The organism is Bacillus sp. XB1 (assembly GCF_053557995.1).
Window position 1 is genome coordinate 1,936,257 of the sequence record NZ_JBNRIL010000001.1, and the last position, 25,675, is coordinate 1,961,931.

Annotated in this window: 29 protein-coding genes; 10 read left to right on the forward strand and 19 right to left on the reverse strand. The window is 33.4% G+C overall.

What is annotated here, in order from left to right; genetic code table 11:
- Together ACK1U5_RS09770 and ACK1U5_RS09775 are read right to left on the reverse strand one after the other, a co-directional pair.
- Window positions 1-570, reverse strand: a 570-nt coding sequence (locus tag ACK1U5_RS09770; protein ID WP_448814818.1) for a lyase family protein, incomplete at its 3' end; no start/stop codon positions are given.
- Between the two features lie 24 nt (window positions 571-594).
- Window positions 595-1,866 (reverse strand): cation:dicarboxylate symporter family transporter, encoded by a 1,272-nt coding sequence (locus ACK1U5_RS09775; protein WP_000713291.1) that lies wholly within the window; start codon window positions 1,864-1,866, stop codon window positions 595-597.
- A gap of 376 nt (window positions 1,867-2,242) precedes the next feature.
- Here ACK1U5_RS09775 and pyrH point away from each other — a divergent pair, with 376 nt between their 5' ends.
- Window positions 2,243-2,986, forward strand: a complete 744-nt coding sequence (gene pyrH / locus ACK1U5_RS09780) for a UMP kinase (RefSeq protein ID WP_001248058.1) — start codon at window positions 2,243-2,245, stop codon at window positions 2,984-2,986.
- A 53-nt stretch (window positions 2,987-3,039) separates the two neighbouring features.
- On the opposite strand, the gene cls is transcribed toward pyrH, so the two are convergent.
- The gene (gene cls, locus ACK1U5_RS09785) at window positions 3,040-4,251 is read right to left on the reverse strand and encodes a cardiolipin synthase (protein ID WP_025967123.1); all 1,212 of its coding nucleotides are present in this window, start codon (window positions 4,249-4,251) and stop codon (window positions 3,040-3,042) included.
- A 117-nt stretch (window positions 4,252-4,368) separates the two neighbouring features.
- Between cls and ACK1U5_RS09790 the strand changes: the two genes are divergently transcribed.
- A complete protein-coding gene (locus ACK1U5_RS09790; protein ID WP_001231637.1) occupies window positions 4,369-5,307 on the forward strand; it encodes an esterase/lipase family protein in 939 nt (312 codons plus the stop codon).
- Window positions 5,308-5,351: 44 nt separating this feature from the next.
- Here the strand turns inward: ACK1U5_RS09790 and ACK1U5_RS09795 are convergent, their stop codons facing one another.
- The 5 genes from ACK1U5_RS09795 to ACK1U5_RS09815 all read right to left on the reverse strand — a co-directional run bounded on the left by ACK1U5_RS09795 (window position 5,352) and on the right by ACK1U5_RS09815 (window position 10,451).
- Window positions 5,352-6,497, reverse strand: a complete 1,146-nt coding sequence (locus ACK1U5_RS09795; protein ID WP_000651878.1) for an ABC transporter permease — start codon at window positions 6,495-6,497, stop codon at window positions 5,352-5,354.
- Between the two features lies 1 nt (window position 6,498).
- Window positions 6,499-7,608, reverse strand: coding sequence for an ABC transporter permease (locus tag ACK1U5_RS09800; protein ID WP_001020149.1), 1,110 nt, complete (start codon window positions 7,606-7,608; stop codon window positions 6,499-6,501).
- A 37-nt stretch (window positions 7,609-7,645) separates the two neighbouring features.
- Window positions 7,646-8,584, reverse strand: coding sequence for an ABC transporter ATP-binding protein (locus ACK1U5_RS09805; protein ID WP_069604917.1), 939 nt, complete (start codon window positions 8,582-8,584; stop codon window positions 7,646-7,648).
- Window positions 8,585-8,707: 123 nt separating this feature from the next.
- Window positions 8,708-9,808, reverse strand: a complete 1,101-nt coding sequence (locus tag ACK1U5_RS09810; RefSeq protein ID WP_000397677.1) for a sensor histidine kinase — start codon at window positions 9,806-9,808, stop codon at window positions 8,708-8,710.
- Window positions 9,809-9,812: 4 nt separating this feature from the next.
- Window positions 9,813-10,451: a response regulator transcription factor gene (locus ACK1U5_RS09815; protein WP_000694092.1), complete on the reverse strand. Its 639-nt coding sequence runs from the start codon at window positions 10,449-10,451 to the stop codon at window positions 9,813-9,815.
- 277 nt (window positions 10,452-10,728) lie between these two features.
- Between ACK1U5_RS09815 and ACK1U5_RS09820 the strand changes: the two genes are divergently transcribed.
- From ACK1U5_RS09820 to exsE, 4 genes are read left to right on the forward strand one after another with little or no spacing between them, the layout of a single operon-like run.
- Window positions 10,729-11,217: an RNA polymerase sigma factor gene (locus ACK1U5_RS09820; protein WP_080029649.1), complete on the forward strand. Its 489-nt coding sequence runs from the start codon at window positions 10,729-10,731 to the stop codon at window positions 11,215-11,217.
- Window positions 11,214-11,657, forward strand: coding sequence for a hypothetical protein (locus tag ACK1U5_RS09825; RefSeq protein ID WP_000972351.1), 444 nt, complete (start codon window positions 11,214-11,216; stop codon window positions 11,655-11,657). The genes ACK1U5_RS09820 and ACK1U5_RS09825 overlap by 4 nt, the downstream gene beginning before the upstream one ends.
- Window positions 11,650-12,720 carry a hypothetical protein gene (locus ACK1U5_RS09830; protein WP_001039124.1) on the forward strand — a complete coding sequence of 357 codons (1,071 nt, stop codon included), beginning with the start codon at window positions 11,650-11,652 and terminating at the stop codon, window positions 12,718-12,720. The genes ACK1U5_RS09825 and ACK1U5_RS09830 overlap by 8 nt, the downstream gene beginning before the upstream one ends.
- The gene (gene exsE, locus ACK1U5_RS09835) at window positions 12,717-13,673 is read left to right on the forward strand and encodes an exosporium protein ExsE (protein WP_001261427.1); all 957 of its coding nucleotides are present in this window, start codon (window positions 12,717-12,719) and stop codon (window positions 13,671-13,673) included. Before ACK1U5_RS09830 ends, exsE begins: the two co-directional genes overlap by 4 nt.
- A gap of 30 nt (window positions 13,674-13,703) precedes the next feature.
- On the opposite strand, the gene ACK1U5_RS09840 is transcribed toward exsE, so the two are convergent.
- Window positions 13,704-14,951 carry a DUF445 domain-containing protein gene (locus ACK1U5_RS09840; RefSeq protein WP_000058298.1) on the reverse strand — a complete coding sequence of 416 codons (1,248 nt, stop codon included), beginning with the start codon at window positions 14,949-14,951 and terminating at the stop codon, window positions 13,704-13,706.
- A 154-nt stretch (window positions 14,952-15,105) separates the two neighbouring features.
- Window positions 15,106-16,437 (reverse strand): D-serine ammonia-lyase, encoded by a 1,332-nt coding sequence (locus tag ACK1U5_RS09845; protein WP_069604916.1) that lies wholly within the window; start codon window positions 16,435-16,437, stop codon window positions 15,106-15,108.
- Window positions 16,438-16,587: 150 nt separating this feature from the next.
- On the opposite strand from ACK1U5_RS09845, the gene ACK1U5_RS09850 reads away from it, so the two are divergent.
- The gene (locus ACK1U5_RS09850) at window positions 16,588-17,133 is read left to right on the forward strand and encodes a helix-turn-helix domain-containing protein (RefSeq protein ID WP_000427637.1); all 546 of its coding nucleotides are present in this window, start codon (window positions 16,588-16,590) and stop codon (window positions 17,131-17,133) included.
- A gap of 39 nt (window positions 17,134-17,172) precedes the next feature.
- Here the strand turns inward: ACK1U5_RS09850 and ACK1U5_RS09855 are convergent, their stop codons facing one another.
- The gene (locus ACK1U5_RS09855; protein ID WP_069604915.1) at window positions 17,173-17,349 is read right to left on the reverse strand and encodes an ATPase; all 177 of its coding nucleotides are present in this window, start codon (window positions 17,347-17,349) and stop codon (window positions 17,173-17,175) included.
- 143 nt (window positions 17,350-17,492) lie between these two features.
- Here ACK1U5_RS09855 and ACK1U5_RS09860 point away from each other — a divergent pair, with 143 nt between their 5' ends.
- Together ACK1U5_RS09860 and ACK1U5_RS09865 are read left to right on the forward strand one after the other, a co-directional pair.
- Entirely contained in the window at window positions 17,493-18,587 is a 1,095-nt protein-coding gene (locus tag ACK1U5_RS09860) for a response regulator aspartate phosphatase (RefSeq protein WP_000114846.1), read from the forward strand.
- Window positions 18,587-18,724 carry a hypothetical protein gene (locus ACK1U5_RS09865; RefSeq protein ID WP_000724010.1) on the forward strand — a complete coding sequence of 46 codons (138 nt, stop codon included), beginning with the start codon at window positions 18,587-18,589 and terminating at the stop codon, window positions 18,722-18,724. The genes ACK1U5_RS09860 and ACK1U5_RS09865 overlap by 1 nt, the downstream gene beginning before the upstream one ends.
- Window positions 18,725-18,847: 123 nt before the next feature.
- Here ACK1U5_RS09865 and ACK1U5_RS09870 read toward each other — a convergent pair whose 3' ends face one another.
- From ACK1U5_RS09870 to ACK1U5_RS09895, 6 genes are all read right to left on the reverse strand, one after another.
- Window positions 18,848-19,528 (reverse strand): prolipoprotein diacylglyceryl transferase family protein, encoded by a 681-nt coding sequence (locus ACK1U5_RS09870; RefSeq protein WP_021728690.1) that lies wholly within the window; start codon window positions 19,526-19,528, stop codon window positions 18,848-18,850.
- Window positions 19,529-19,545: 17 nt separating this feature from the next.
- Entirely contained in the window at window positions 19,546-20,100 is a 555-nt protein-coding gene (locus ACK1U5_RS09875; RefSeq protein WP_000733174.1) for a TlpA family protein disulfide reductase, read from the reverse strand.
- Window positions 20,101-20,118: 18 nt separating this feature from the next.
- Window positions 20,119-20,259, reverse strand: a complete 141-nt coding sequence (locus ACK1U5_RS09880; protein WP_015382254.1) for a hypothetical protein — start codon at window positions 20,257-20,259, stop codon at window positions 20,119-20,121.
- A 48-nt stretch (window positions 20,260-20,307) separates the two neighbouring features.
- Window positions 20,308-21,120: a M56 family metallopeptidase gene (locus ACK1U5_RS09885; protein ID WP_069605007.1), complete on the reverse strand. Its 813-nt coding sequence runs from the start codon at window positions 21,118-21,120 to the stop codon at window positions 20,308-20,310.
- A gap of 1 nt (window position 21,121) precedes the next feature.
- A complete protein-coding gene (locus tag ACK1U5_RS09890; protein WP_000495075.1) occupies window positions 21,122-21,538 on the reverse strand; it encodes a BlaI/MecI/CopY family transcriptional regulator in 417 nt (138 codons plus the stop codon).
- Window positions 21,539-21,648: 110 nt separating this feature from the next.
- On the reverse strand, window positions 21,649-22,044 hold the full coding sequence (locus tag ACK1U5_RS09895) for a DUF3942 family protein (RefSeq protein WP_000347526.1): 396 nt from the start codon (window positions 22,042-22,044) through the stop codon (window positions 21,649-21,651).
- A gap of 392 nt (window positions 22,045-22,436) precedes the next feature.
- Here ACK1U5_RS09895 and ACK1U5_RS09900 point away from each other — a divergent pair, with 392 nt between their 5' ends.
- The gene (locus ACK1U5_RS09900; RefSeq protein ID WP_069604825.1) at window positions 22,437-23,135 is read left to right on the forward strand and encodes a peptidase E; all 699 of its coding nucleotides are present in this window, start codon (window positions 22,437-22,439) and stop codon (window positions 23,133-23,135) included.
- 56 nt (window positions 23,136-23,191) lie between these two features.
- Here ACK1U5_RS09900 and ACK1U5_RS09905 read toward each other — a convergent pair whose 3' ends face one another.
- Window positions 23,192-24,601, reverse strand: coding sequence for an MATE family efflux transporter (locus tag ACK1U5_RS09905; protein WP_000804128.1), 1,410 nt, complete (start codon window positions 24,599-24,601; stop codon window positions 23,192-23,194).
- A gap of 97 nt (window positions 24,602-24,698) precedes the next feature.
- On the reverse strand, window positions 24,699-25,463 hold the full coding sequence (locus tag ACK1U5_RS09910) for a DUF2087 domain-containing protein (protein ID WP_001280277.1): 765 nt from the start codon (window positions 25,461-25,463) through the stop codon (window positions 24,699-24,701).
- Window positions 25,464-25,675: the final 212 nt, after the last annotated feature.

The window sequence follows — 25,675 nt, forward strand, 5'->3', positions numbered from 1 at the left end:
CATTTTAATAACATGGTCAAACTGTTCTGCTTTTAATTCAAATACATCATGCATATAACCCATCGTTTGTAATAAGCCTTCTAATGCATTTAACGTTGCGATATGAATCGCCGTTGGGAATGCATCATTTGTTGATTGGGCCATATTTACATGACTATTTGGACTAATATAATGATAGTCTCCCTTTTCCATTCCTAATAATTCAAGAGCACGATTGGCAATGACTTCATTTGCATTCATGTTCATTGAAGTACCCGCTCCGCCTTGGATTGGATCTACGATGAAATGATCATGCCATTTTCCATCAAGAATTTCTTGAGCAGCTTCTGCGATCGCACCGCCCTTGTTTAATTCCAATCTTCCTACATCTGTATTCGCAAGCGCTGCAGCTTTTTTTACAATTGCGAACGCTTTAATTAAACCTTCATGGATTTTGTATCCTGTAATTGGGAAGTTTTCAACTGCACGCATTGTTTGTACGCCGTAGTATGCATAGTTTGGTACTTCTTTTTCACCTAAAAAATCTTTTTCAATTCGAACACCATTTTTAACTTCAGTTAATGTTGCCATGATTATTCACTCCTTAACGATTTCTTATGCTGCTTTTGTTTCTTTGACTGTTTCTACATATTGTTTTGCTTTCTCATTATCGAATTCGCCTTCCCACTTCGACATAACAATAGCCGCTAATGCATTTCCTAATACATTGACAGATGAGCGAATCATATCTAAAATGCGGTCAATTCCCGCAATTAATGCGATACCTTCTAGTGGTAACCCCATTGAACCTAACGTTGCTAATACAACAACGAACGATGCACCTGGAACTCCCGCCATACCTTTGGATGTTAACATGAGAACGAATAATAACGTTATTTGCTCCGTTAGTGACATGTGCACACCGTACATTTGTGCAACAAACAATGCCGCTAACGCTTGATAAATAGCTGATCCAGTCAAGTTAAATGTATAACCTGTCGGAATTACGAAAGAGGCAACTGCCTTTGGACAACCGAACTCTTCCATTTTTCTCATTATATTAGGTAAAACAGCTTCTGAACTTGCTGTCGTAAATGAAAGAATCAATTCTTCTTTTAAAATTTTTATTAATGTAAAAATGTTTACTCCAACCATTCGTGCATTAATACCTAATACAATCACAACGAATAGTATAACAGTTACGTATACAGCTAGCACTAGTTTTCCTAGCGGAAGTAGTGTTGCTACACCAAATTTTGCAACCGTAACGGCAATTAATGCGAATACACCAAATGGTGCAAATTTCATAACTTGATTTGTAACCCAAAACATGGCTTCGAGTACGCCTTCAAAAAAGTTAAAGACAGGCTTTCCTTTTTCCCCAATTGCCGCAACTCCTAAGCCGAATAATACTGAGAAGAATATAATCGGTAATAGGTCACCTTGTGCAATCGATTCAAATACGTTTTTCGGTACAATGTGAACAATTGTCTCAGCAAAACCTTTCTTCTCTGTTGCATCTGCAGTTTGTTTATAAGAAGAAATATCACTTTGCTGTAAATTACTCATATCAACACCAGTACCTGGTTGGAATATATTCGCTGCAAGTAATCCCATTAAAATAGCAATCGTCGTAATAATTTCGAAATAAAGAATTGTCTTACCACCCAGTTTCCCAAGCTTCTTCATATCTCCTACACCAGCTACTGCAACAATTAATGCTGAAATAACAATTGGTACTACAATCATCTTAATTAAGTGAATAAATATATCCCCAATTGGTGTGATATAAGAAATCGCCGTTTTATTGCCATAAAAGACTGCCCCTACTACAATCCCTAAAACAAGCGCGACAAAAATTTGTGTTGCCAATCCGAATTTTTTCATTTATGTTCATCCCCTTCATGCGAACGCTTTCAATTTGAATTTATAAAAGCTACTCACACATCTTATAAGCGAACCTACAAAATCATACAAAAACCTACAAGTTCGTCACAAAAAATTCAAATATTTTTCTTCTTTTTTTCATTGACACCATTTTGTTAAAAAACGATAAAATAAACTTGATAAGTAATCAGATTGTTTCGTATAATCAAAAAGATATATACTTAAAACAAATCAAAATGAAAAGGAGTGGATGTTATGAAAAACTATACAAAGCAATTCGTCCTATCTTCTTCTTTTCTTTTTCATTTTCTTAAAAAGGAACAAAGGCATTCGCCTTTGTTCCTTTTTTATTGCGATCTATATAGGGGGAATTGTTATGAGGCCATATAAACGTGTCTTAATTAAATTAAGCGGCGGTGCACTTGCCGATCAAACTGGAAATAGCTTTAACTCCAAACGATTAGAACATATCGCAAACGAAATTTTATCCATTGTTGATTTAGGTATCGAAGTATCCATCGTCATCGGTGGCGGTAACATTTTTAGGGGGCATCTAGCTGAAGAGTGGGGAATTGATCGCGTAGAAGCTGATAATATCGGTACACTAGGTACAATCATTAACAGCTTAATGCTTCGCGGTGTTTTAACAAGTAAAACAAATAGAGAAGTACGCGTTATGACGTCCATTCCATTTAATGCAGTAGCTGAACCATACATTCGCTTACGTGCAGCCCACCATTTAGATAACGGCTATATCGTTATCTTTGGAGGCGGAAACGGGCAACCGTTCGTGACAACAGATTATCCAAGTGTACAAAGAGCCATCGAAATGAATAGTGATGCCATATTAGTCGCAAAACAAGGTGTCGACGGTGTTTTTACAAGTGATCCAAAGCATAACAAATCAGCAAAAATGTACAGCAAACTAAACTATAATGATGTCGTTAGACAAAATATACAAGTCATGGATCAAGCGGCATTACTGCTTGCCCGGGACTACAATTTACCAGCACATGTCTTTAACTTTGATGAGCCTGGAGTGATGAAAAAAATATGTTTAGGTGAACATGTGGGGACGTTGATTAATGATGATGTTACGATGCTGGTGCATGAAAAATAATGATTTCCCACCAAAAAGGGTGCCTTTTGTAGGCACCCTTTCCTAATCCATCATCACAAATAGAACTCAACCAATCCCGCCACTTTCTCCTTACAACGCTCCCAAAAAGATAACTTTTCAAAAAACTCTTTCGTCATTTCTTTCGAATCATGAAAATCCTCTGTTAACGCCTTATTAACTTGTCCTACAATAGGACCACCATAAATATAAAAATTCATTTCATCATTTATATTGAAGCTACGCGAAGTAAAGTTTGTTGTACCAATAACGGTTAATTCATTATCAATAAGCATTAATTTGCCATGGAACATTCCTTTTTTATACCCATATACAGTAATCCCATTATTAACAGCTTGACGTATGTATGGATACGCCGCTTCTTTTATAAGAGGTAGATCTGGTTTATATGACCAAAGTATTTTTACTGTAACACCACGCTTTTGTGCTGCGATTAAAGCATTCATGGATTCTTTATTTTTTGCTATAAAATACGGCGTTGCAATTACAATGGAGTGTTGAGCTTGTTTTATGAGCTCTATATATTTTTCAGCAACGTAATGCCCATTGTAACTAGTCATAGTATGTAATGTATTCCCTTTACTAGCTTTATTCGTACTCCTCTTTATCTCTTCTTTCGTATCTCGTTTCCAATCTAAAGCGAATTGCTGTTCTAAATCTTTTGCTCCTTCTCCTTTAAGCCGTACATGATAATCACGCCAATATCCAAATCGCTTATCTTTCCCTAAGTACTCATCTCCTATATTAAATCCGCCTGTATAGCCAATATCCCCATCAATCGTCGTAATACGGCGATGATTACGATGGTGAAGTGAATAAAATCCGAATGGCAATGCAGGTTTTCTACTATATGTAAAATGCACACCACTTTCCCGTAATTCATTTATCATCTTTCTTTCAAATGATAAATCATTAATGCGATCAACTGATAAATAGACGTTTACTCCTTCTTTTGCCTTCTCTTTTAATAAGTTTAAAAAAGTATGACTACTTTTATCATCCGACAAAATGAAGAAATAAGTGTAGATAGAGCTTTTCGCTTTTTTAATATCTTCAAATAGCTGCTCATATAATGATTTCCCTTCTACATATAATTGAAAATCACTATAATGAGGCGCATACTCTGTCGGCATGTTTTTTCCAGCTTCCATTTTCCTACCTAAGGTAACATCGATATGCATACAAATTACAATAAAAACGAAAATAGCAATAATAATAGAAGTAACTCTTAATATTTTTTTAATCATTTTGGTTTCCTTCCAATCATATTCCTTACTATTTCGTAGTGTTTCATTTAAATATGTTTTCATACGAAATGTATTTCTTATTTTTATTGATACTAAACAGTTAAAGGAGATATGAATATGAGAAAAAGAAAAACTCCTATTGTTTTTATCCCAGGTCTTTTCGGTTCAATGAGCAATATTATTATTCCCGGCACTGGTAATTGGAGTTTTGGACTTTCTGCATTTGTTTACGAACCATTCATCATGATGCTAGAAAGTATGGGCTACGAACGAAATAAAGACTTGTTCATCTGTTTTTATGACTGGCGGCAGCGTATTGTTTTTTCTACACAAAAATATTTATTACAAACGATTGCTTATGCTAAAAAGATTACAGGTTGCGATAAACTAAATTTAATTTGTCATAGTATGGGCGGCCTTCTTGGACGTTCTTACGTTCAAAGTGACGAATATAAAAATGATGTGAATCAACTTATAATACTCTGCACACCAAACGCTGGATCTCCACCAAATTATAGTTATTGGACTGGAGGCAGTCTCCCTATCCATGCCTCTTCTAAAATAAATATCGTTCATTTTTATATGGAACAATATATTTGTTACTTAAGCATCTTACATAAAATGAATAAAGTTGAGGCGATACACATTTACTTTCCAGGATTACAAGATGTTATTCCTTGTAAAGATTACGGAAATTATTTATTTATAAAATCCGACTCTTCTATTACATTTCTTCCTTATAGTAAGATGAAAACGAAAAACCCTTTCCTCGATATATTAAATACAAATAGATTTATTATACAAAAAAGAAATATTGAAACGACACTCATTGCCGGAGATGGAGAGGAAACAACTCAATATTTACAAGTCGTCCCTTCACATTCCAAACTGAAATGGACAGACGGCAAAGTCGTCGGTGATTTACTTACAAAACATGGTGACGGTAACGCTGTTCTACATAGCGTTTTTCTTCTAGAGGGAAATAAATATGTTTTGCATGCTTCACATAACGAAGTGCTCTACAAAAGCATTCCTATACTACAAAAGATACTCTAAATTTCAAACAAAAAAGGTATGGCATTAAGCCACACCTTTTCACATTAAACAAAATTTCTCGCATCATTATTTCTTCCAAACTTATAAATAGCAATTAAGAAGAATGCAATTGCGAAAGCGAATAAAATTAAAATGTTTAAATACAACTCCGAGAATGGTATTCCCTGCTGTAGTTTTGATATCGTATCTAACAACCAGCGCTGCGGAAGAAAATTAGCTACTTTTTGTACTGCACTTGGCATAATGTCATATGGGAAATAACATCCAGCAAGTAAGCATGTTGGTACAATGATCATATTTTGCATCGCATTTGCCGATGCTGAGTTTTTCGAAAAAGCTACAAGGACTAATGATATTCCAATTGCGATTAATGCAAATAGCATTAGTACGCCCATCATCACTATGAAAGGCATATTGATATTCGTATGAAAAACATTCGTTAGGAATAGGATTGTAATCAAAATTTGTACTGTTAGTATTATCATATTTACTCCGACATTAGATAATATAAACTTCTTCCCATCTATCGGCGTTGATAATAGTCTAAAGTACGTTCTATTCTCTTTTTCTTTTAAAATATGACCTGATAAGTTCGCTGCTGAAAACAGCATAAACATAATAAGGTAACCCATCGTTTGATTTGTCATATCTTTATTTTTCGAAGTATCTTCTAGCGTCTCAGTTTTCATTTTAAATGAACTTTTTTGATACCCTGCGTACATATTGTCGAATGTGCTTTGATCTGTTCCTGCTATTTTACTAATAGCTGCTATATTATCAATATAATTATATAAATATGATTTTATAAATCCTGTTACTTGATCACCTTTAATCGATGAAATTTCAATATGCTCTGGTTTCCCTTCTCGAACACTTTTTGAAAAACCAGAAGCTAATGTAATAACTCCATCAAGTTTTTTGGAAGTGAGTTTATCTTCTACTTCAGACTCCTTCACCTTACTCACATTCACATGATTTAATCCTTCTAAAAACTTTATCGTATCATTTGCTATCGGCTCATTTTCTTTATTTACAATCCCGATATTTAACGTTCCTTGCCCTGCATTTCCGTATATCGAGAAGGAAATGAGCGTCCCTATTATCGGCAAGCTAATTATAATGAGTAAACTTTTTTTATTTTTCAAAAGCACAGATAACGTTTTTTGTATGAGCCATAAAATATCCTTCATACTATAGCCCCTCCCGTCTACGTAATGCAATAATTGCAATTAATAAAAAGAGTGCTGAAATTCCAAGGTTTAAAGAAATGACTGGTAGTGCTGCCCCTACATCATTTGCATAAATAATTTTCATAACAGCTGTATTTGCCCAAGTTAATGGCGATAAATTCGTAACGAAATTTTCTTCTATTACGAAATATGCACCTCCAAAAATAGAAGCTAATTGCACACCAACCATAATAATTGCCCTGGACGCTTCAGCTGTTTTCGTAATATATCCGATTCCTAAACCGAAACTAATTGCTAGAAAGACTTGTGTTAATAAAATAAGAAATATGATTCCAAGATGGTCGCCCCAATTCGCTTGAAAAACAAATTTACTAAATAACATGACGAGTAATATGCACAGGGCATTTGCTACTAGGCTACCAAGTACTTTTCCAATGAATATTTCAGCTTTACTTATAGGTGCAGCAATGAGACGATCTCCTGTTTTACGTATTCGTTCTCCTCGAATTAAAGAACTCGCTCCCATCGCAGCATACAGTGCAATCATCGTTGTCATTACAACCGCATAGTAATCCATAGAACCTGGTTTTTTCGCAGCTTGTAAGGATGTTTCTTTTATATAATCATTATGATTTCCGTTTGAAATAACTGTGCTCACCTTAGTAGGATCTACTTTTGCAACTTCGACCGCTACATTGTACTTATCAACAAATGTTGTAAGCATTCCTTCCACAATACTCCCCTCAATACTACTTTTATCACTTCCGTAAAATTTTGCACCATCTTTATTTAACTCTACATAAGCAGCATATTTATTTTTCTTCACTTCTTCTTTCCCATCTATACTGCCGGAAGCTTTTTTAAAATGAATACCTGATTTATCCACTTCTTTCGTAAATGCTGCAAATGATTGAGAAAACGTGCTACTCGCTTCATCTTTATATAGCACTTGTATATCTTTAATCGAATGACTATCACTATTAAATGCGTTGGTTAACGCTGTTCCTAACACAAGCATAAGTACAATCGGAAATGCTAACATAAAAACTAAAGTTCTTACGTCTCTGAAATCTCTTTTAATATGCATAATTGCAATATTGAAGATGTTCAATTGATGAACCTCCCTTTACCTTTTCTTCATTTACCTTTTATTTATCTCGTAAGTTTCTTCCGGTTAACGTAAGAAATACTGTTTCTAAGTTTGGAGCCTGCTCCTCTAACGAACGAATTTCAATGTCATGATTAATGAAATGCTGAATAACTTGATTTAAATTATTTAATCCTGCATCCGAGTTTACCTTGATTACGTTCTCTTCAATTTGAACAGCTTTCACACCGTTTATCTCTTTTAACTTTTCTACATCTAAATTTTCTACTGACTTCACTTCAATCCAAATATCTTTCGTATCTGTAATAATCGCTTTTAACTGTTCTTTCGTACCTTCTGCAATCACTTTACCGTGGTCGACAATTGCGATTTTCGTACAAATCTCTTCTACTTCTTCCATGTAGTGGCTCGTGTAAATAATCGTACTTCCCATTTCATTTAATTTACGTACTGACTGCAAAATGTAGTTTCTTGACTGTGGATCAATTCCAACTGTCGGCTCATCCATAATAATTAACTTCGGTCTATGAGCAATCGCACAAGCGATATTCAGTCTCCGTTTCATCCCGCCAGAAAAGTTCTTCGGATAGCTTTTCTGTTTATCACTAAGTCCTACAAATTGAAGAGCTTCCTCTACCCTAGCTTTTAATTCGGCTCCTCGTAATCCGTACAACCCAGCAAAGAATTTCACATTTTCATAGGCAGTTAACTCTTCATAAATCGCAATATCTTGCGGAACGATACCGATATTCATCTTCGCAAATCGGTTATGTTTCTTTATATTTTTTCCTAGTATGCTAATTTCGCCTTCATTACTTCTTAACAAACCAGCAATCATATTAATCGTTGTACTCTTACCAGCACCATTCGATCCTAAAAAGCCAAATATTTCTCCTTCTTTAATAGATAAAGACATATTATCAACTGCGATGAAATCACCAAATTTTTTCGTTAAATTTTTAATTTCTAATGTATTCATCATTTCACCCCTATTTCGGTTTCTCTGCTTTTAGTATAAACAAAAAGAATGAACCTGCTCAGTGCAGAAGTTCATTCTTTTCACATGAGATTATTCACTTTTTTCATATGAGATGATTCATCCTCATATCGGCAACAACATTGTTACTGCAAAACCACTTGTTCCATCTACAATAATTTTTCCGTTTACTGACGCTGTTCGCTCCTCCATCCCCATAATCCCGAGACCTTTCTTAACGAGAACCGCACCTTTTCCGTTATCCTTCACTTGTACTTTCACCATCTTGTTAAGTACATGAATATCAATTGAGATGACTGTCGCATCAGCATACTTCATCGCGTTCGTTAATGCCTCCATAACATTTTCACCAATAATTTTCCACTGTATCGGAGAAATCATATCTAAGTTCCCCTTATAAACGAAAGGAATATTCACATCATTCTTACCGGCAAATTCCTCTATGAATAATTTCATACGATGAATACCAATTTGCTCAGTTGGTGGCTTCATATTTTTCAATGTAATGCGAATACTTTCAATTCCATCTTTTGAAATGTGAATTGCATTTTGTAATAACTCCGCAGATTTTTCTTTATCTATTTCCATTAACCTCTTTGCTGCCTCCATTTGAATAAGTGCACCCGTCATCGAGTGACCAATTTTATCATGAATTTCTTGCGATAACCGATTTCTCTCTTCTAGCTTAAATGTGTATTCAGATTGTCTTATGTACTCTTTATTTTCATGTAAGCTTTTCGTAAGTCGTTGCATATCTTTTCGCATCTTATCATTTTGCGATTCAAGCTTTACTACACGCGATATATATCGATCTGCAATTGTTAAAACGAGAAAAGAAAATGCAACAATCAATCCATAAGTCATTCGAATACTTTCATCTGCAATCGTAATTGGGAGCATCATAACGACAAAGCGTGGCCAATTCTTTTCTATGTAATAGAATGTAATTTCGTATAAGTTCAAAGGTAAAAACAAAATAAAAAATGGATGAACCCTCCATGTAAATAACATAACTACGCCAATGGACATACAGATTAATATTTTTTTATACGTATCTTTTTTAAATATAGAAATCATTACGTTTACAGAGAGGTAAATAAGTAAAGTAAATATAACCCACGGTAAATTTGCTATATTTGCGTAAATATAACTGAACACAATATATAAAAAGACAATTAATTTACTTACAGTTAACCAAAATTCCATATCATTAATCTACTTTCCCTGTTAAGTAATAAATCGCAATTTGTGTGCGATGTTCAAGTCCAGTTTTCCCTAAAACTGACGTAATATAATTTGCAATTGTTCCCTCAGATATAAAAAGCTGTTTCGAAATTTCTTTATTTGAGAAACCTTTTGCAATTAATGCAATAATACTAAGCTCCCTTTCTGTGAAAAGGCTCTTATCAATTTTACATTCTTCCTCTTTACTTTCCATTAAATTAGACTTAATTTTATCGAGAATAACATCTTGCATAACAGTTTGACCGTTATATACTCCTTTTATCGCATCACGAATACGCTCCGGATCGTTATTTTTTAATAAATAACCTTTCGCTCCATTTTTTACTGCATCCAAAATATATTCATCATCATCAAACGTCGTTAAAATAAGCGGTTTTGTTTTCGTCTCTTCACAAATGAACTTCGTCGCCTCTACCCCGTTCATATTTGGCATACGAACATCTAAAAGAGCAATATCAACTTCATGCTTTTTACAATACGCTACAGCTTCTTCCCCATCATTTACAGTATCTACTACTTCAAACTCTTCGTATGTATTTAAAATAATTTTCATGCCTTCTCTAATAAAAGAGTTATCATCTGCTATTAATATTTTAATTTTCATGTTTGTTAGTATGGACCTTTCCCTACTAACATTCACATCCTTTCTCCGTGTAACATTTCCTACTTGCTCATTATATACTTCTCTTTACCATTTTTTCACACCTTTTTTCATCTAGCTCTCCCGCAAAAAATATATTATTCTTTTTTTACAAAATGTGTAGGGTGACTTATCATTCTTTACGTCTATATAATAGAATGCGTCAAAAAGGAGGGAGAGACCGATTGAGGAAAAACAATTAATTGAAAAAGCACAGCAAGGAAGCGAGCATGCTTTTCGTATCCTTGTACAAACATATCGTCATTATATTTTTCAAGTTATCTTTTCTATTTTAAGACATGAAGAAGATGCGAAAGATGTTACACAAGAAGTATTCGTAAAAATTCACACCTCTCTCCCAAATTATCAATTTCGCGGATTAAAAACGTGGATGGCACGTATTGCCACCAATCACGCTATTGATTATAAGAGAAAGAAAGCTAGAGAAAGTGAAGAACTCTCCTTATGTAAAGAAGCTGAGGAAAATATACAGTCCTCTCATAATATTGAGGCTTTATTATTGACGAAAGAGCAAAAATTACTCATTGCTCAAAAACTGCGAGAACTTCCCGAAAATTACCGTGACGTCGTTCTCGCACATTACTTAGAAGAAAAGAGCTATCAAGAAATTGCTTTACAGGAAAACATCGAAGTAAAAACAGTCGAAATGAAACTGTATCGAGCAAGAAAATGGATTAAAAAACATTGGAAGGAGGAAGAGTTTCTATGATGCATTATTCAAAAGAAGATTGGCGCAATTATACATTAGATTTTATAGAAAGCAATGAACGTGAATCTATGGAAGAACATCTTTATGAATGTGATCATTGTTTAGCACTTTATATGGAAAGTATTGATGAACAACATGAAAACCTTCCAATGATAAATGATGATTCATTTACGAACGAAGTTATGACGCAAATTAATTTTGAAACACTACAGTCTAATGAAAATATAAAAACAACCTCACTAAAGCGCACGATCATTCATTACATAATTGCGACTGCGGCTACAATTATTTTTATGGTAAGTGGTTTATTTCAGTATATTTTTACAGCGACATCAAATTTAGAGAAATCTTCAAAACATAACGAGTCTTCTATTTCACAACAAATTGTAAACAAATCGGTAGACACATCGAAAAAGGACGGAGGTTCAAAGCATGAATAAAAATCCCTTTTTAGCACTTGTATTAGGGCTAATTCCTGGGCTTGGACATTTATACTTAAAAAAGCTAGGACGGTTTATTTTATATAGCGGGGGATCACTATTTCTATTCTCCTTTGCAGTATTTTGTACCATAGTAGTAAGAGAACGTGATATTGCTTTTCTTTCTCTATTTTTACTAGCTGTTCTATGGGTAATTAACTTACTAGATTTAGTTATCACCATTATAAACCAAACGAAAAAGCAAGAAGCTGGAGAAGTGATAAATTCCTCTAAAGAGAGCGAACGATTTTATATCATTCTCTTATCCATCATCCCTGGACTTGGCCATTTCCAATTAGGACTTATGCAACGCGGACTTACATTTTTAGTAGCTTGCACAGGAATCGGAAGTATGATCATTTTCGTTGCACTTTTAACATCGCAAGAAAGTTTTCTTATCTTCCTTATTACGTTACCTGTTTTATGGATTTATAATTTCTTTGACGTTGTTCAGCAACTACAGAAAAAAGAACGTGGCGAGCAATTAATTGACCGTACTATTTTCGAAGATTTTGAAGAACATCGAGAGCAGGGAAAGAAAAGTAAAACATTTGCTTCTATTTTAGCGATGTTCCCTGGAGCAGGTCATATGTATTTAGGCTTACAACGCCGTGGTCTTCAGCTTATGGCAGCCTTCTTACTATCTATTTATTTACTCGACTTATTAAGACTTTCTGCGTTTTTATTTTTAGTACCAATCATTTGGTTCTATAGCTTTTTTGATGCGTTACAGCAAACAGCAAAATACGGAAAAGAACGAGTTCAAGACGAACCCATTATCGATTATTTTATAAATCATCAAAGATGGATCGGTATCGGATTAATTACACTCGGTGGTTATTATTTATTAAATCAAACAGTCCTTCCTATTTTGAATGATTATTTTGTAACTATATTTAATATTCATCTTAGTGAACTATATTATCGCTATTTCCAAACATCTATCGTTGCGCTCCTTTTAATTGGCGGCGGCTTTAAATTGTTACTTGGAAATAAAGAAAACAAAGGTGGGACAAGCGAATGAGGACTTGGCGTGTTGGAACATTCTCAATGGGGCTTTCTATTATATCGTTAGGATGCTTTTTACTATTTTCAGTCGTAAAAGGAATTCAAGTATTAGATACACTAACTGCATGGTGGCCAGTTTTACTCATCATACTTGGAGCCGAAGTTTTACTATACCTTCTATTTTCTAAGAAGGAACAATCATTTATTAAATATGATATTTTTAGTATTTTCTTTATCGGCGTTTTAGGAAGCGTCGGAATTGCTTTTTACTGTTTATTATCAACTGGATTACTAGAAGAAGTTCGTCACTCTATTAACACAACGAGGCAAACGAGTAATATTCCAGACGGACAATTTGATATACCTGAATCTATCAAAAAAATCGTAGTAGATGCAGGACATCAGCCTCTAACGATAGAGGGAAATAATACAAATCAAATTCATCTTTTGGGAACTTATGAAATGACAACGAAAGCAAATGAAAAACTCAATTTAAAACGAGATGATTTCCTTTCAGTTCAAACGGCTGGAGAAACGATGTATATCACTTTAAAATCTTTACCTGTTCAGCATACATTATTTAATTCAGCACCACAGGTGAAACCAACGCTTGTTCTTCCGCAAAATAAAAATGTGGAAATCCGTGCTTCAAATAACGAACTATCTCTTTATCCAGGTCAATTACAAAATAATTGGTTTGTACAGGAAAGCTCAAGAGTGTCTGTCCATCTTGCAAAAGAAAGTGATGTATCTTTAACAGCAGTAACGAATCAAAAAGAAACCCATGGAAGTACACCTTGGGAACAAGTAGAAGATTTAACGAAAAACGAAAATACTTCTTCAGAAGAACATCCAGAATTAAACAACCAAGAACATTGGTATAAAAATTCGATTAAAACTGGAAATGGGACGTACAAGTTAAATATTGAGAAAGCTTATAATTTGAATATGAGTGTTCTCGAAAAATAAAAAACCTTCCGCAATTGCGGAAGGTTTTTCTCATATAATCGCTTTAATTCCTTCTAACACTAATCCAATCATAAATCCGCAAACCGCCCCGTTCACTCGGATCCACTGTAAATCTTTACCGACATTATTTTCAATCATTTCGATTAACGTTTTATCATCTAACTTATCAAGATTTTCTTGTACAAGCTTACCGATTTTCGAATGGTTCTTTTCCACAAGTGTGACAACTTGCTTTTGTAACCACTCCTCTATTTTTTGAACAGTTTGTTCATCTTCTTTTATTTTATTCATTTGTTTTTGTAAAAATGGAATAACATATTTATCAGCAAATTCTTCATTATTTACAAAAGCAACTGCTCTTTGCTGTACTTGCTCTAGCATCTCTTTTATTTTGTCAGTAGCATTCCAATTCGCAAGCCACTTTTCTTTCCAATTTTCTAATTCCTGTAATAAGGCTTCATTTTCTTTTACATTGATAATTTCTTGACGAATCTTCGCTAATATAAGTTGTCTTGTGCTATTATCAGCCTCTTGTAAGCTGTTAATATTACTAATGATAAACTTCTGCAAAATGCCGCCAATCTTATCTTCATCTACAATATTCATAAATGATTTCAAAGTAAACTGCAAGAATCCATCTACTTTTATATTTTCCATCGCCTTCATACCTAAGCTACCGAGCTGGTAACGAGCTTCATCTTGCGCTGTCCAATCTTTTACCTTCACTAATATGTAATCAAGTGTCTTTTCATCATATTCTTGCACAACTAATTGATCAACAAGCACTTGTAAAATGTTATTTGTATTAATTGTATGTAAATACGTCTTTAATTCTTTTTCAATAATAACCGCTAATTTTTCTGTATCGATTGAAACAATCGCCTTCTCAGCAATCGTTACAATGCCTTTTTTCACAGCATCAGACTGCATTTCTCTCTCTGCAATTTGTAGCACCATTTGTGCTAGCTGCATTTCTTTTACTTTATTCGTAATACTTTCTTTCGTTAGCCACTCATTTTCTAACGTATTGATGAGCCCTTTCGTTACTCGTTTACGGTTTTTAGGTAACAAAGCTGTATGCGGAATTGGAATTCCCATCGGGTGACGGAATAATGCTGTAACTGCGAACCAATCTGCAAGCCCGCCAACTAACCCAGCTTCAAATCCCCCTTGTATAATCTCTCCAGCTATCGTTCCTTGAAAAGGGATAGAAGCCGCAAAGCCTACACCCATAACCCCAAGCGAAATACCCGCTATATATTTAGTCTGTAATGACATCGTATACACATCCTCTTATTATGTAAAATAAAGCTTTTTTGTTGTATTTATTCAATATTAGTTATCCTTTATATATACTATAAAGAACTATTGTGAAAATAACAAAGATTTTTATGTACATGAAAAAATGAGGCTACAATTAGCCTCATTTTTCTTATACCGTTAACTCCAAACCTTTCCTATAATATTCATTCATTACATCTTTTGGAACCATACTTCCACCCGTTCCCCACACAATATGAGTACCTTTTTTCACCTTCTCTGTTAACTGTTGCTTTTGTAAATACTCATCTTCTTTACATACTTTCACTGGCCCTATCATACCTGCTAGTGCAGAAGGCTCTAAATAAATATTCTCCGTGTCAGCTAGTTCTTTTAACAATCTATATAACTCTTCATCGCTTACTGTGTAATTCCCACTCAAAAATGGTTCCATCGTTTTACCGACAAATCCAGACGGTCTTCCTACCGCTAGTCCGTCCGCGTCTGTTACATTATCAATCCCGATATCTTGAACAGCAATTTTATCATGAAGTCCTGTCATTAAACCGAGTAACATGCATGGAGAGTGCGTAGGCTCCGCAAAGAAGCAGTGCACGTTGTCTTTATACAATAACTTTAAACCAAATGCTACCCCGCCAGGTCCTCCTCCTACTCCGCACGGAAGATAAACAAATAAAGGATGATTTTCATCTACTACAACCTCTAACTCTTCTAATTGCTTTTGTAATCGCAATGCTGCTACTGCGTATCCTAAAAATAAATCATGGGAATTTTCATCATCTACAAAATAACAGCTAGGATCCGAATCCGCTTGTCTTCTTCCTTCTTCTACTGCTTTACTATAATCATCTTCATATTCAATAACGTTTACACCTTTACTTCTTAATAAATCTTTTTTCCATTGTTTCGCATCTGCTGACATATGAACCGTTACGTTAAAACCTAGTTTCGCACTCATAATCCCAATGCTAAGTCCTAAATTCCCTGTCGAACCTACCGCAATTGAATACTTCGAGAAAAGTTCTCTACATATATCACTATCTAAAATGGAATAATCCGCTTCCTCTGTTAACATTCCGTGCTGCAATGCTAGTTGCTCAGCATGTTTCAAAACTTCATAAATGCCGCCCCTAGCTTTAATTGATCCTGATATCGGAAGATGACTATCACATTTTAATAATAATTCTCCTAAAATAGGTTGCTTGTAATTTGTCTCTAAAGCTTCTTTCATAGAAGATATTTTCACTAAAGGTGATTCGATTATGCCATTCGTCCCTTTCGTTTCAGGAAAAACTTTCGCAATATATGGTGCAAAACGCTTTAATCTCTCTTCCACATCTTTTACATTCTCTTCATTAAGTGGTGAATCTTTTATTGCCCTTTCATACTTTTCTATGTTTGGATTTATCCAAAATACTTCTTCTGTTGCAATAAGTTTATTCACTAATGGGTATTCTGCTTGTAATGCCCCTATTTCTTTCATTTTGTTTCCTCCCTATATCCTTGTAGCTCACCATATAATAAATTATAATTAAATTAATTTTAATATAGTTTAACACAAATCGTTAACTTTAGTTAATTTTAATTTAATTTATTTAAATATAATTTAATAACCCTTAAGGAGATTTTCATTATGGAAAATATAGATATTGGTAAAAAAATTGAAAAACAAAGAAAAGAAAAAGGTTTAACTAGTAAAGAACTAGCAAAGATGGCCGATATTACACCATCTATGTTAAGTCAAATTGAGCGTGGGTCCGCTAACCCTTCTATTCAAACATTAAAAGTGCTTGCTAAAGCTCTTGATGTGCCAACATTTAGCTTTTTACTTGAAGATACAAATACAGACGATTTAATTGTACGTTCCCATAAACGAAAGAAAATGATTATCGATAATTTATCATATGAAATGCTTTCACCTGATTTCACTGGAAATTTAGCAACAGCAATTATGACCGTCCCGCCTAATACAGCTTCATCAGAAAATGTGCTAGAACATAAAGGAGAAGAATTAGCATTTGTCTTAGATGGGAAAATCACATTATATTTAAACGAGGAAGAATACGTATTAGAAACTGGCGACAGTGTAAAGATACCTGCTTATTTAAAGCATAAATGGGTGAATCATTTTGAGAAAAATGCGATAGTCTTATTTTCTGTTACTCCGCCGATTTTTTAATATATCAATAAAAACAGGATGATTCTTATAAAATGCGGATTATCCTGTTTTTATTAAATAAGAAAGTGAAATTTTTGTTAAAAGCTTAACAGTTGGACCCAATCCGAACAATCCTCCTAAAAACATATTTACAAGTGAAGCTATCCCTCCCATTGATGCTAACGTATCATGAGTCAGATTCATCCCACCACTACCAGAGGCACTTGTAATATTCACATAAAAATAAGAAACACGTAAAAATTAATTGTTTTTTCAGAATTTTGTTGAAAAATATGGTAAAATTACTCTTATACTTCTTCTATTTTGCTATTATAGAAATAATTAAATTAGAATACTTTTATCGGATGGGGGAATATATAATGAGTGTGTTATTAAAAGGGCATGAACAGATTGTCAACGAATTAAACATTTTATATCAAGTAATGGTAGCGGAGCAATTAATTGAAGCGAAACAATTAAAAGAAAAAATAGAGAAACAGATTAATAAAATTGAAGCTGATCAAAATCTATCGCTTTACTACTCCCTACTAAACTTTAAATATAAGGTCCTAACCGATTGGACAAACATTAAGTATGATACTTTTAGTCAAATTGTTCGTTTAGACAATCCAATAACTGAAGACTTTATTACTTATTATTATCACTTTTTTAAAGCTGAACATGCTACCATTATTGGAAATTATGATGAAGCAAAAAAAGAATACGAAAAAGCTGAATCCCTTTTAAAACATGTACCAGGTGAACTAGAAGAAGCTGAATATAAATATAAATTTGCTATATTTAATCACCATACAAACAAACCACTTACAGCAATCAATTATGCAAATCAAGCGAAAGAGATTTTCTCAAAATATCCACGTTATGAAATTAAAATAGCTCTATGCGAAAACATTTTAGGCTCATGTTCTGTTTATTTAAAACAATTCGAACAAGCCGAAGAGAACTATAATTCAGCAATCAATATTTTACAAAAGCTGAAAGACGATACACTAATCTTAAAAGTTCGAAATAACTTAGGTTGGCTCTACTCTTCTCAAAATCTATCAACCCTTGCTATTAGACATCTTACAATAGTTACAAACAAATTACCTAAACACCTAAAAGCCAATTTTCTACAAGCCAAAGAACATTTTAGTTTAAATGAAAAAGAACTTGCAAACGATTGGGTTCAAAAAGGCTTAGAAATTTGTAATGAATTAAATAATCAAGAATATAAACACCATTTCACTATCTTAAAAACACAACACACTGGTATTCTAGACGACTTAGAAAACGCAATCATTGCAGGCACCACATATTTTAACAGTAAAGAATTATACGATTATGCACAAGAATATTACGAATTATTAGCAGTAGAATTTCATAAAGTGAATAAAATAGAGAAATCTCAAAAATATTTTTTCAAAACTTACGAAGCAAAACAAAAATTATTAACTAAGGAGGCACTAAGATAATGAAAAAGATTAGTTTAGCTATTTTAACCTTTACATGCATACTTGCTTTTGGCTTTAATAATTTCACTGAAAATCAACAAGCAAAACAACTTCCAAAATGGGATACAGATAAACAAGAAACACATGCAGACCTGTAGAAACCTAAAAACCCCTAATAAAGGGGTTTTTAGGTTTCTACAATATAATGATTTAGCATATGATGAAGAAATACGCTTATAAAAGATATCCATACACAGATACTCTCTGTACATGGATATCTTTTATTTTTTCGGCACCAACAAAATCCCTAAACTAATAATACAAAAGCTCATTATTTGCTGTGCTGATAGACCAAACTGTACCGAATTTTGTTCACTAACAAGCGAAATAATAATTTGAGCAAACCCCTCAACAATTAGAAAAATACTTATATTCTTTCCATTTCCGATCCTTTCATTTTTCATCCATAACAAGCCCATTATACAAAGGTTGAGGATAATCTCATATACAAAAATAGGATGATACAAAAATTTAGATTCGTATATATTCATTCCCCATGGTAGTGTCGTTTGTACACCTACTTCATGATGTAATAGAAAATAAAAGATAATACTTACACACAGACCAAAAGGCAATGCATCAAGTAAAATACGAAGCGAAAATTGTTCCTTTTTACTTTTCCAAACAATGTATACACTAGCAATTACGCATCCTACTACAATATGTTGCATACTTCCTATAGCTAATAATGCTTGCAATGGCGATTTAAAAGCCCATACAGGATTTAAAATTGCTGGTGCAAACTTCCATACAAATACGATGATAATAAACGCATTTGTTACGGCATCCATCATTTTTTCATATGATGCATTTTGATGCCTCATCTTTCGTTTCATCAACATAAATCCAAATAGACTTCCAATTATAAGAGATACGGGTTGTAATCTCACGATCCACTCCATCATCACGAAATCCCCTTTTAGCTCTCAATCAATTTCTTAAATTTCTTTTCTAATTGATCTGGTGGTAATACACCTCGTACATGATCTACTATAATTCCATCCTTATTAACAAAAAATGTCGTCGGTAAAGAGAATACTTTATAATCTAGTCCAGCTACTCCGTCCATATCTAGTAGAACCGGAAACTCAAATCCATAGCGATTAGCAAATGCGCTTGCTTCTTGTACTGGGTCACTAACAGTTGCATTCACCGCAAAAATTTCAACATCCTTTTTATATTTATCATACATATGAACTAAGTCAGGTGCCTCCATTTCACACGGCCCACACCATGATGCCCAAAAATTAATAATATATGGTTTTCCCTTGGCATCATTTAACGACTGCAACTTTCCGTCTAATCCTTTTAATGTGATGCCAGGTGCTTTAAAACCTACTTGTGGTAATACTTCTTTCTCTTGTAACTCTGCTTGCTTTGCTTTTCTTTCCTTTTCTTCTTTCTTTGAATTATAAAAGTTAACCCCCGCCCAAGCGAGAGCACCTACTAGTATAATAGCAATTAGTTTCTTCACTTTTCTTCCTCCTCATTTTTAAAAACCTGTAAATCCACCGAATAGACGAATAAAGAATGCTGTAATTTTCGTCATTTGATTTGTATACAATAAAATACCTGTAATATATGATAAATAAGATATATATAGCGATAAAAAGTATAATGATATAAATGACAACACTCTATCCACACTACATAGAGTAGTGTTTACCCTAAAAAAAAGAGGCTATATGCACTCTCCGACAATAAGTACAATCGACACACAGAATAACCCTATTGTTACATATACCGAGTTCGTATGTAACGGAATAGTAAGCTTAGCAACCTTTTCATTTAACACTTGCTCGATTCGTAAATTTATTGCTGTTTTTGCAAATGAAGCTGTAACACATCGATTTTCCATTGTCTTTATTTTAATTAATTTTAATAATGCGCTACCTAACTCAAATGAAGATTCCATTTTTTGCATCGCATATTTATCTGCTGCTAACTCTTGATACGTATGATATCGTTGTAACAATTCTTTTAATATCGGGATGTACATCATTCCTTCTGCTAATAACGTAAAACAAAATAATTTTAGCGGATCCCAATTATTTTGATGATATTCTTCATGGAAAATAATCGCATCAATCTCTTCATCTGAAAACGTCTGAAGCAAACCTTCCGACATGACAACTTTCGGACGGAATAATCCAATTGTAAACGCTGCAACTTCCGCAGTCGGCAGTATATATATTTGTTTCCCTTTTCTAATAAGTGGGATAAGTACTTTTTGTACTTTTTTACTATAGAAAAATTGCCGCCAAATTCTTTTACACACAATCAATACAGTAATTAATAATAACCCCGCTACTATAATACGAACCATTGATAGTTCTTTCATATGTTTTTCTAACTGAAACAAGCAAAACTTTGAAAGGAAGAATGCCTTATTTTGAAAGAGAAATGGATATGTAACATAATACAATAACAAGCTGAAAAAGAGGGTACTAACAATGAGCGCTAACAATACGATTTTACGCATTTTCCATTTCATTTCATCGATCCTCTTTTTTTAACTGATTCAATTTGTCTTCTAATTTTTTTATTAAATTCGGATCAGCCTGCTCTAACTCATCTATCATATGTGTTATAACTAAATCTCCAAATTCCCCCACTAATTCCTGTGTCATTTTCTTCGTTTGATTGGATAAGAATTCTTCTTTCGTTTGTATAGCACGATATATGCCACTTCTTTTCACAGTCTGTTTTTCTAAGTGTAATTTCTCTACTAACCTGTTCATAACTGTCATAACAGTATTAAAATTCACAGGCGATTCTTCACTTAATTTCTGCTGGACTTCTTTAATAGTAATACCTTCAGTAGACCAAATAATCTCCATAATCTTCGCTTCAAGCGGTCCAAAGAAATGATTTAATCCTTGCTCATTTAACCTATAGTTTTGCGTAAACATCGTATGACTCCTTTCACACTACGAATTGTAGTACAAATTAAATGAGAGGTCAAACGCAAGTAATACAAACTAAAATTCACTACCTATAAATACGTACCACATTCTATTCATTATAAGCCTAACTTATCTCCAAATGTATCAAAGAGATACTGCTCTAATATTTGTACACTAAACTTCTCATTACGCCCAAGGGCAAATAATTCCCGATCCTTCGCTACGATAGTATCTAACGGAATAACTACATTATCCACTATTTTTGTAATTTCAATTATATTACTTTTTACATTTACTTCTGTTTTAAATTCAACGTTTTCTAACACTATATGTGAACGTCTTCCTGATGCAAAAAAAGTAAAATTAGGATTTTTAACAACGCCAATTTCAGTCTCTAACGCATATAAATAGTGAAAAATTACATCTCTATGTCCATCTTTTATTATTTTTTCATCCTTCTCATCGTCTAAGTATTCTTTCAGCTTCGTTGTAAATTCAAATCGAAAATCCACTTTTTTCACGCTCCTTCTTTGTATTTCATATTAAATAAATATATTGAAATAATTTTACCATATTGTAATACAACTTCCTATTAAAAGTAAAAACTGTTTTAGAAAATCGCTATTATTTCCGATACCCTTTTAAAATATAAGTATAAATTCAATATGAATGAATGCTTCATTACATCTATTTAAACATATTTTTTCCATTTTTTGAAACATTAGTATGAAATATTATATATCAATGAATGGTTTCTAATGTATTGGTATATATAGTCAGTAGTTTCTTTACTATTCCGATATACTTAAGCTACATTTTCTAATTATTGATTACATTACGGAAGGAATGTAACTCTCTTCTATCGAATTTTTATATAACAAAAATGATTAGGTGGTGCTTTACTATGAAATTAGCTGTCATTGGTGGCGGTGATTTACAAGATTCAAATCACTTGCCTATTAATGAACGCCTTATAGAATTAACAAATAAACAGTATCCAAAAGTATTGTTTATTCCAACGGCTAGTCATGATGATGAAAGCTATATAAAATTATTTTTAGACACGTTTGAAAAACAATTACATTGTGAAGTACAAATTTTACGCATTACAACAGATTCACCTTCTAAGTATGAAATAGAGGAGATGATTCATTCAGCCGATTTAATTTATCTAGGTGGCGGAAACTATATTCACATGCTTACGCAATGGAAAGAACATAGACTTGATGAAAAATTATTATTGGCTCTGCAACAAGGAACACTTATTGCTGGTTATAGCGCTGGTGCTATGTGTTGGTTCACGTCTAGTATCCGATCAGATTATGAAGGTTCTGGTTACATAGAGAGTAACGGATGGGGTATTGTTAATAAAAGATTTTGTCCACATTATAATCAATTAAACAGAATGAACGCCTTCCATTCCTTTTTACAAAATCATCAAGGGAATATAGAAGGAATTGCACTGGAGGATAATTGCGCTTTATATATTACAGAGGAATCCTTTGAGATTATCGGTGAACCGGAAAAAGCGTGGGAGCTTTATATGAGTGATAAAACACTCATTAGACAACATTTTGATATAACTTTAAAAAGCTATTTGTAAACCTGCACTTACGAAAAAATGTCCCTAAGTCTAATAACTTAGGGACATTTTTCTATTTAACTAACTAATCGTGTAATTCGTTTCTTTTGCCATGAAAGCTTATAATATGCATACTGCAATAGTAAGCTGACAATAAATGCTGCTGGATACCCGATCCAAATGCCTTCTATTCCAAGACTTGTATGGTAAGAAAGATAATATGCTACGGGTACTTCTACAAGCCAAATTGAAACAACTCCAATAACAGTTGGCCAAAGTACTGTACCGCTCGCTCGCATTGTCGCACTAATAATTTGTGCATGACCGAAAATTAAATAACTCCATAACGTAATCATAACTAAGCTATGAGCAATTTCAATTGTAGTTTGACTCGTTAAAAATAGTGATAAAATGTCTCTTGAGAATAAATAAATAAGAGATATTAACACACCACCGATGACGTAGTTCATAATAATTCCGGCCTTCACAACTTTCTGCAATCGATCAAATTGATTCGCCCCAATTGATTGTGCTGCAAAAATAGAAACTGTAATACCAAGGCTAACTGCTGGCATTTGTACATAACTTGCAACTTGATTCACAACGCCGTAAGCAGCTGTTGCATCCGAACCGTAACGATTTACAAATGCGATTACGGCAATCTCAGATAATGAAACTAATATCATATTTATACTTGCCGGTATACCGAGCCTTAGCAATAGCTTTAATAACTCCCCATCCATTCGAAGGTATTTTCTAACCGTTCCATCTAGTTGTAATGGGTGATTTTTCTTCTTTAAATACACAAGCATGACAATAAACGTAATAACTGTAGATATAACAGATGCATAGGCTGCTCCATACACATCTAATTTCGGAGCTCCTAACCATCCAAAAATAAGAACTGGTAATAAAATCATATTTAGTGCTGTACTTACAATTAAAAAGTAAAATGGCGTTTTAGAATCTCCTGTACCTCTCATAAATGTTGTATATGCGAAATATAAAAATAATACTGGCATCGATATAAATAAAATCCGTGCATAATGTACACTTATTTCAATAATATTTTCTGGCGTTCCCATTAGACGCATAATATCCATCGCAAAAATACTTCCTATTATCGCCAACACAACTCCAATAATAAAGGTAAATGTCAGCGTCGTACCAACGATAGCTTTTAAACGATCTTCGTTTTTAGCACCAAACGCCTGACCAATTAAAATAGAGCTCCCTGAACCGATACCAATTACAAATGAAACGAGCAAGAAAAATAATGGGAAGAATGCTGATATGGCCGCTAAATCATTAACTCCAAGCCATCTTCCTACTACTACCATACCAAATAATTGTCCAACTGATTGTAGTACATTACTTAATAATAACGGTACTAAAAACATCGACATCGATTTCCAAATTGGTTTACTCTCACTTTCCAACTTATGTGACTCCGCACCTTCTTTATTGTTATCTGCAGGTGGTTTCAAATTTCATTTCTCCTTTTATTAAAAATCTATTTTCAATATCTATCTCTTTGTATAGTTGTTATAATACTGTGCTTCTATTCATTTTCTTTTCATATGATTATAACTTCACCCAATATTGACTTCCATCGGCTGTTCGATCTAAAAATCCATATTCGATTAAATATCTTCTTAAAGTTACGAAATCAGGGTATACATTTTCTATCACTGTATTTACTTCTTTTTCAGTATACTTTTTATTACTATCAAACTTTTTCACTAAATGACGCAATATAATTAATTTACGCTTTTGTTTCTTCGGAAATTTAGAGAGAGGTCCATCTAATCCTTCTGTAAAGTGAGCTTTTAATACTTCATTATTTTCTTCTTCCGTAATATTGTATCGGTCATCCACCATCGTTGCTGTTCTGTGAATTGGTACAAATTTCGTTTGTACTTTTGATTTTTCTTCTGATAATTCCATTAGCGCTAAAAATACTTTTGCTTGCTTCATTTTCTCTCGCAGTGTAAATCGATGATTACGAATTGTTGATGTACTTCCGCCATCCAACTCTTTTACAATTTCTTTATCATTCAGTCCCATATAGAAAAACTGAACCATTTTCTTTTGTAAATCCGTTAATCCAGTAAATTTCTTATCCATATTTAGCAAATAATCAAACATAGACGTATGCTCATTTTGAATATGCAATTGGACGAACTTCTCTGCTTCATACAAAACTTGATTATCTTGATAAATAACACCTTTAATAAATGTTTCACCACAAGCTAAGCAAATGTACCCCTCTTTTTCTTCATCAAACACATACCCTTTCTTTAATTCCTCTATTGACGCATCCCAAAACTTCTCTGAAATATCGCTCATACTAAACACTCCTTCAAAATGTTTATTTAAAAACCAAACAAATCGCTATATCGTTTATTATCACTTCTTCATCTTATCACAACACAAACAAACATTTCAACGTTTCGTTTGCCCATTTTATAAACTTTTATAAAAACATCTATCGAAAGGATTTGATATAACGAAAAGCGAATGTATTTATACAACCTCATTTTATAGGATGTGAAATAGAA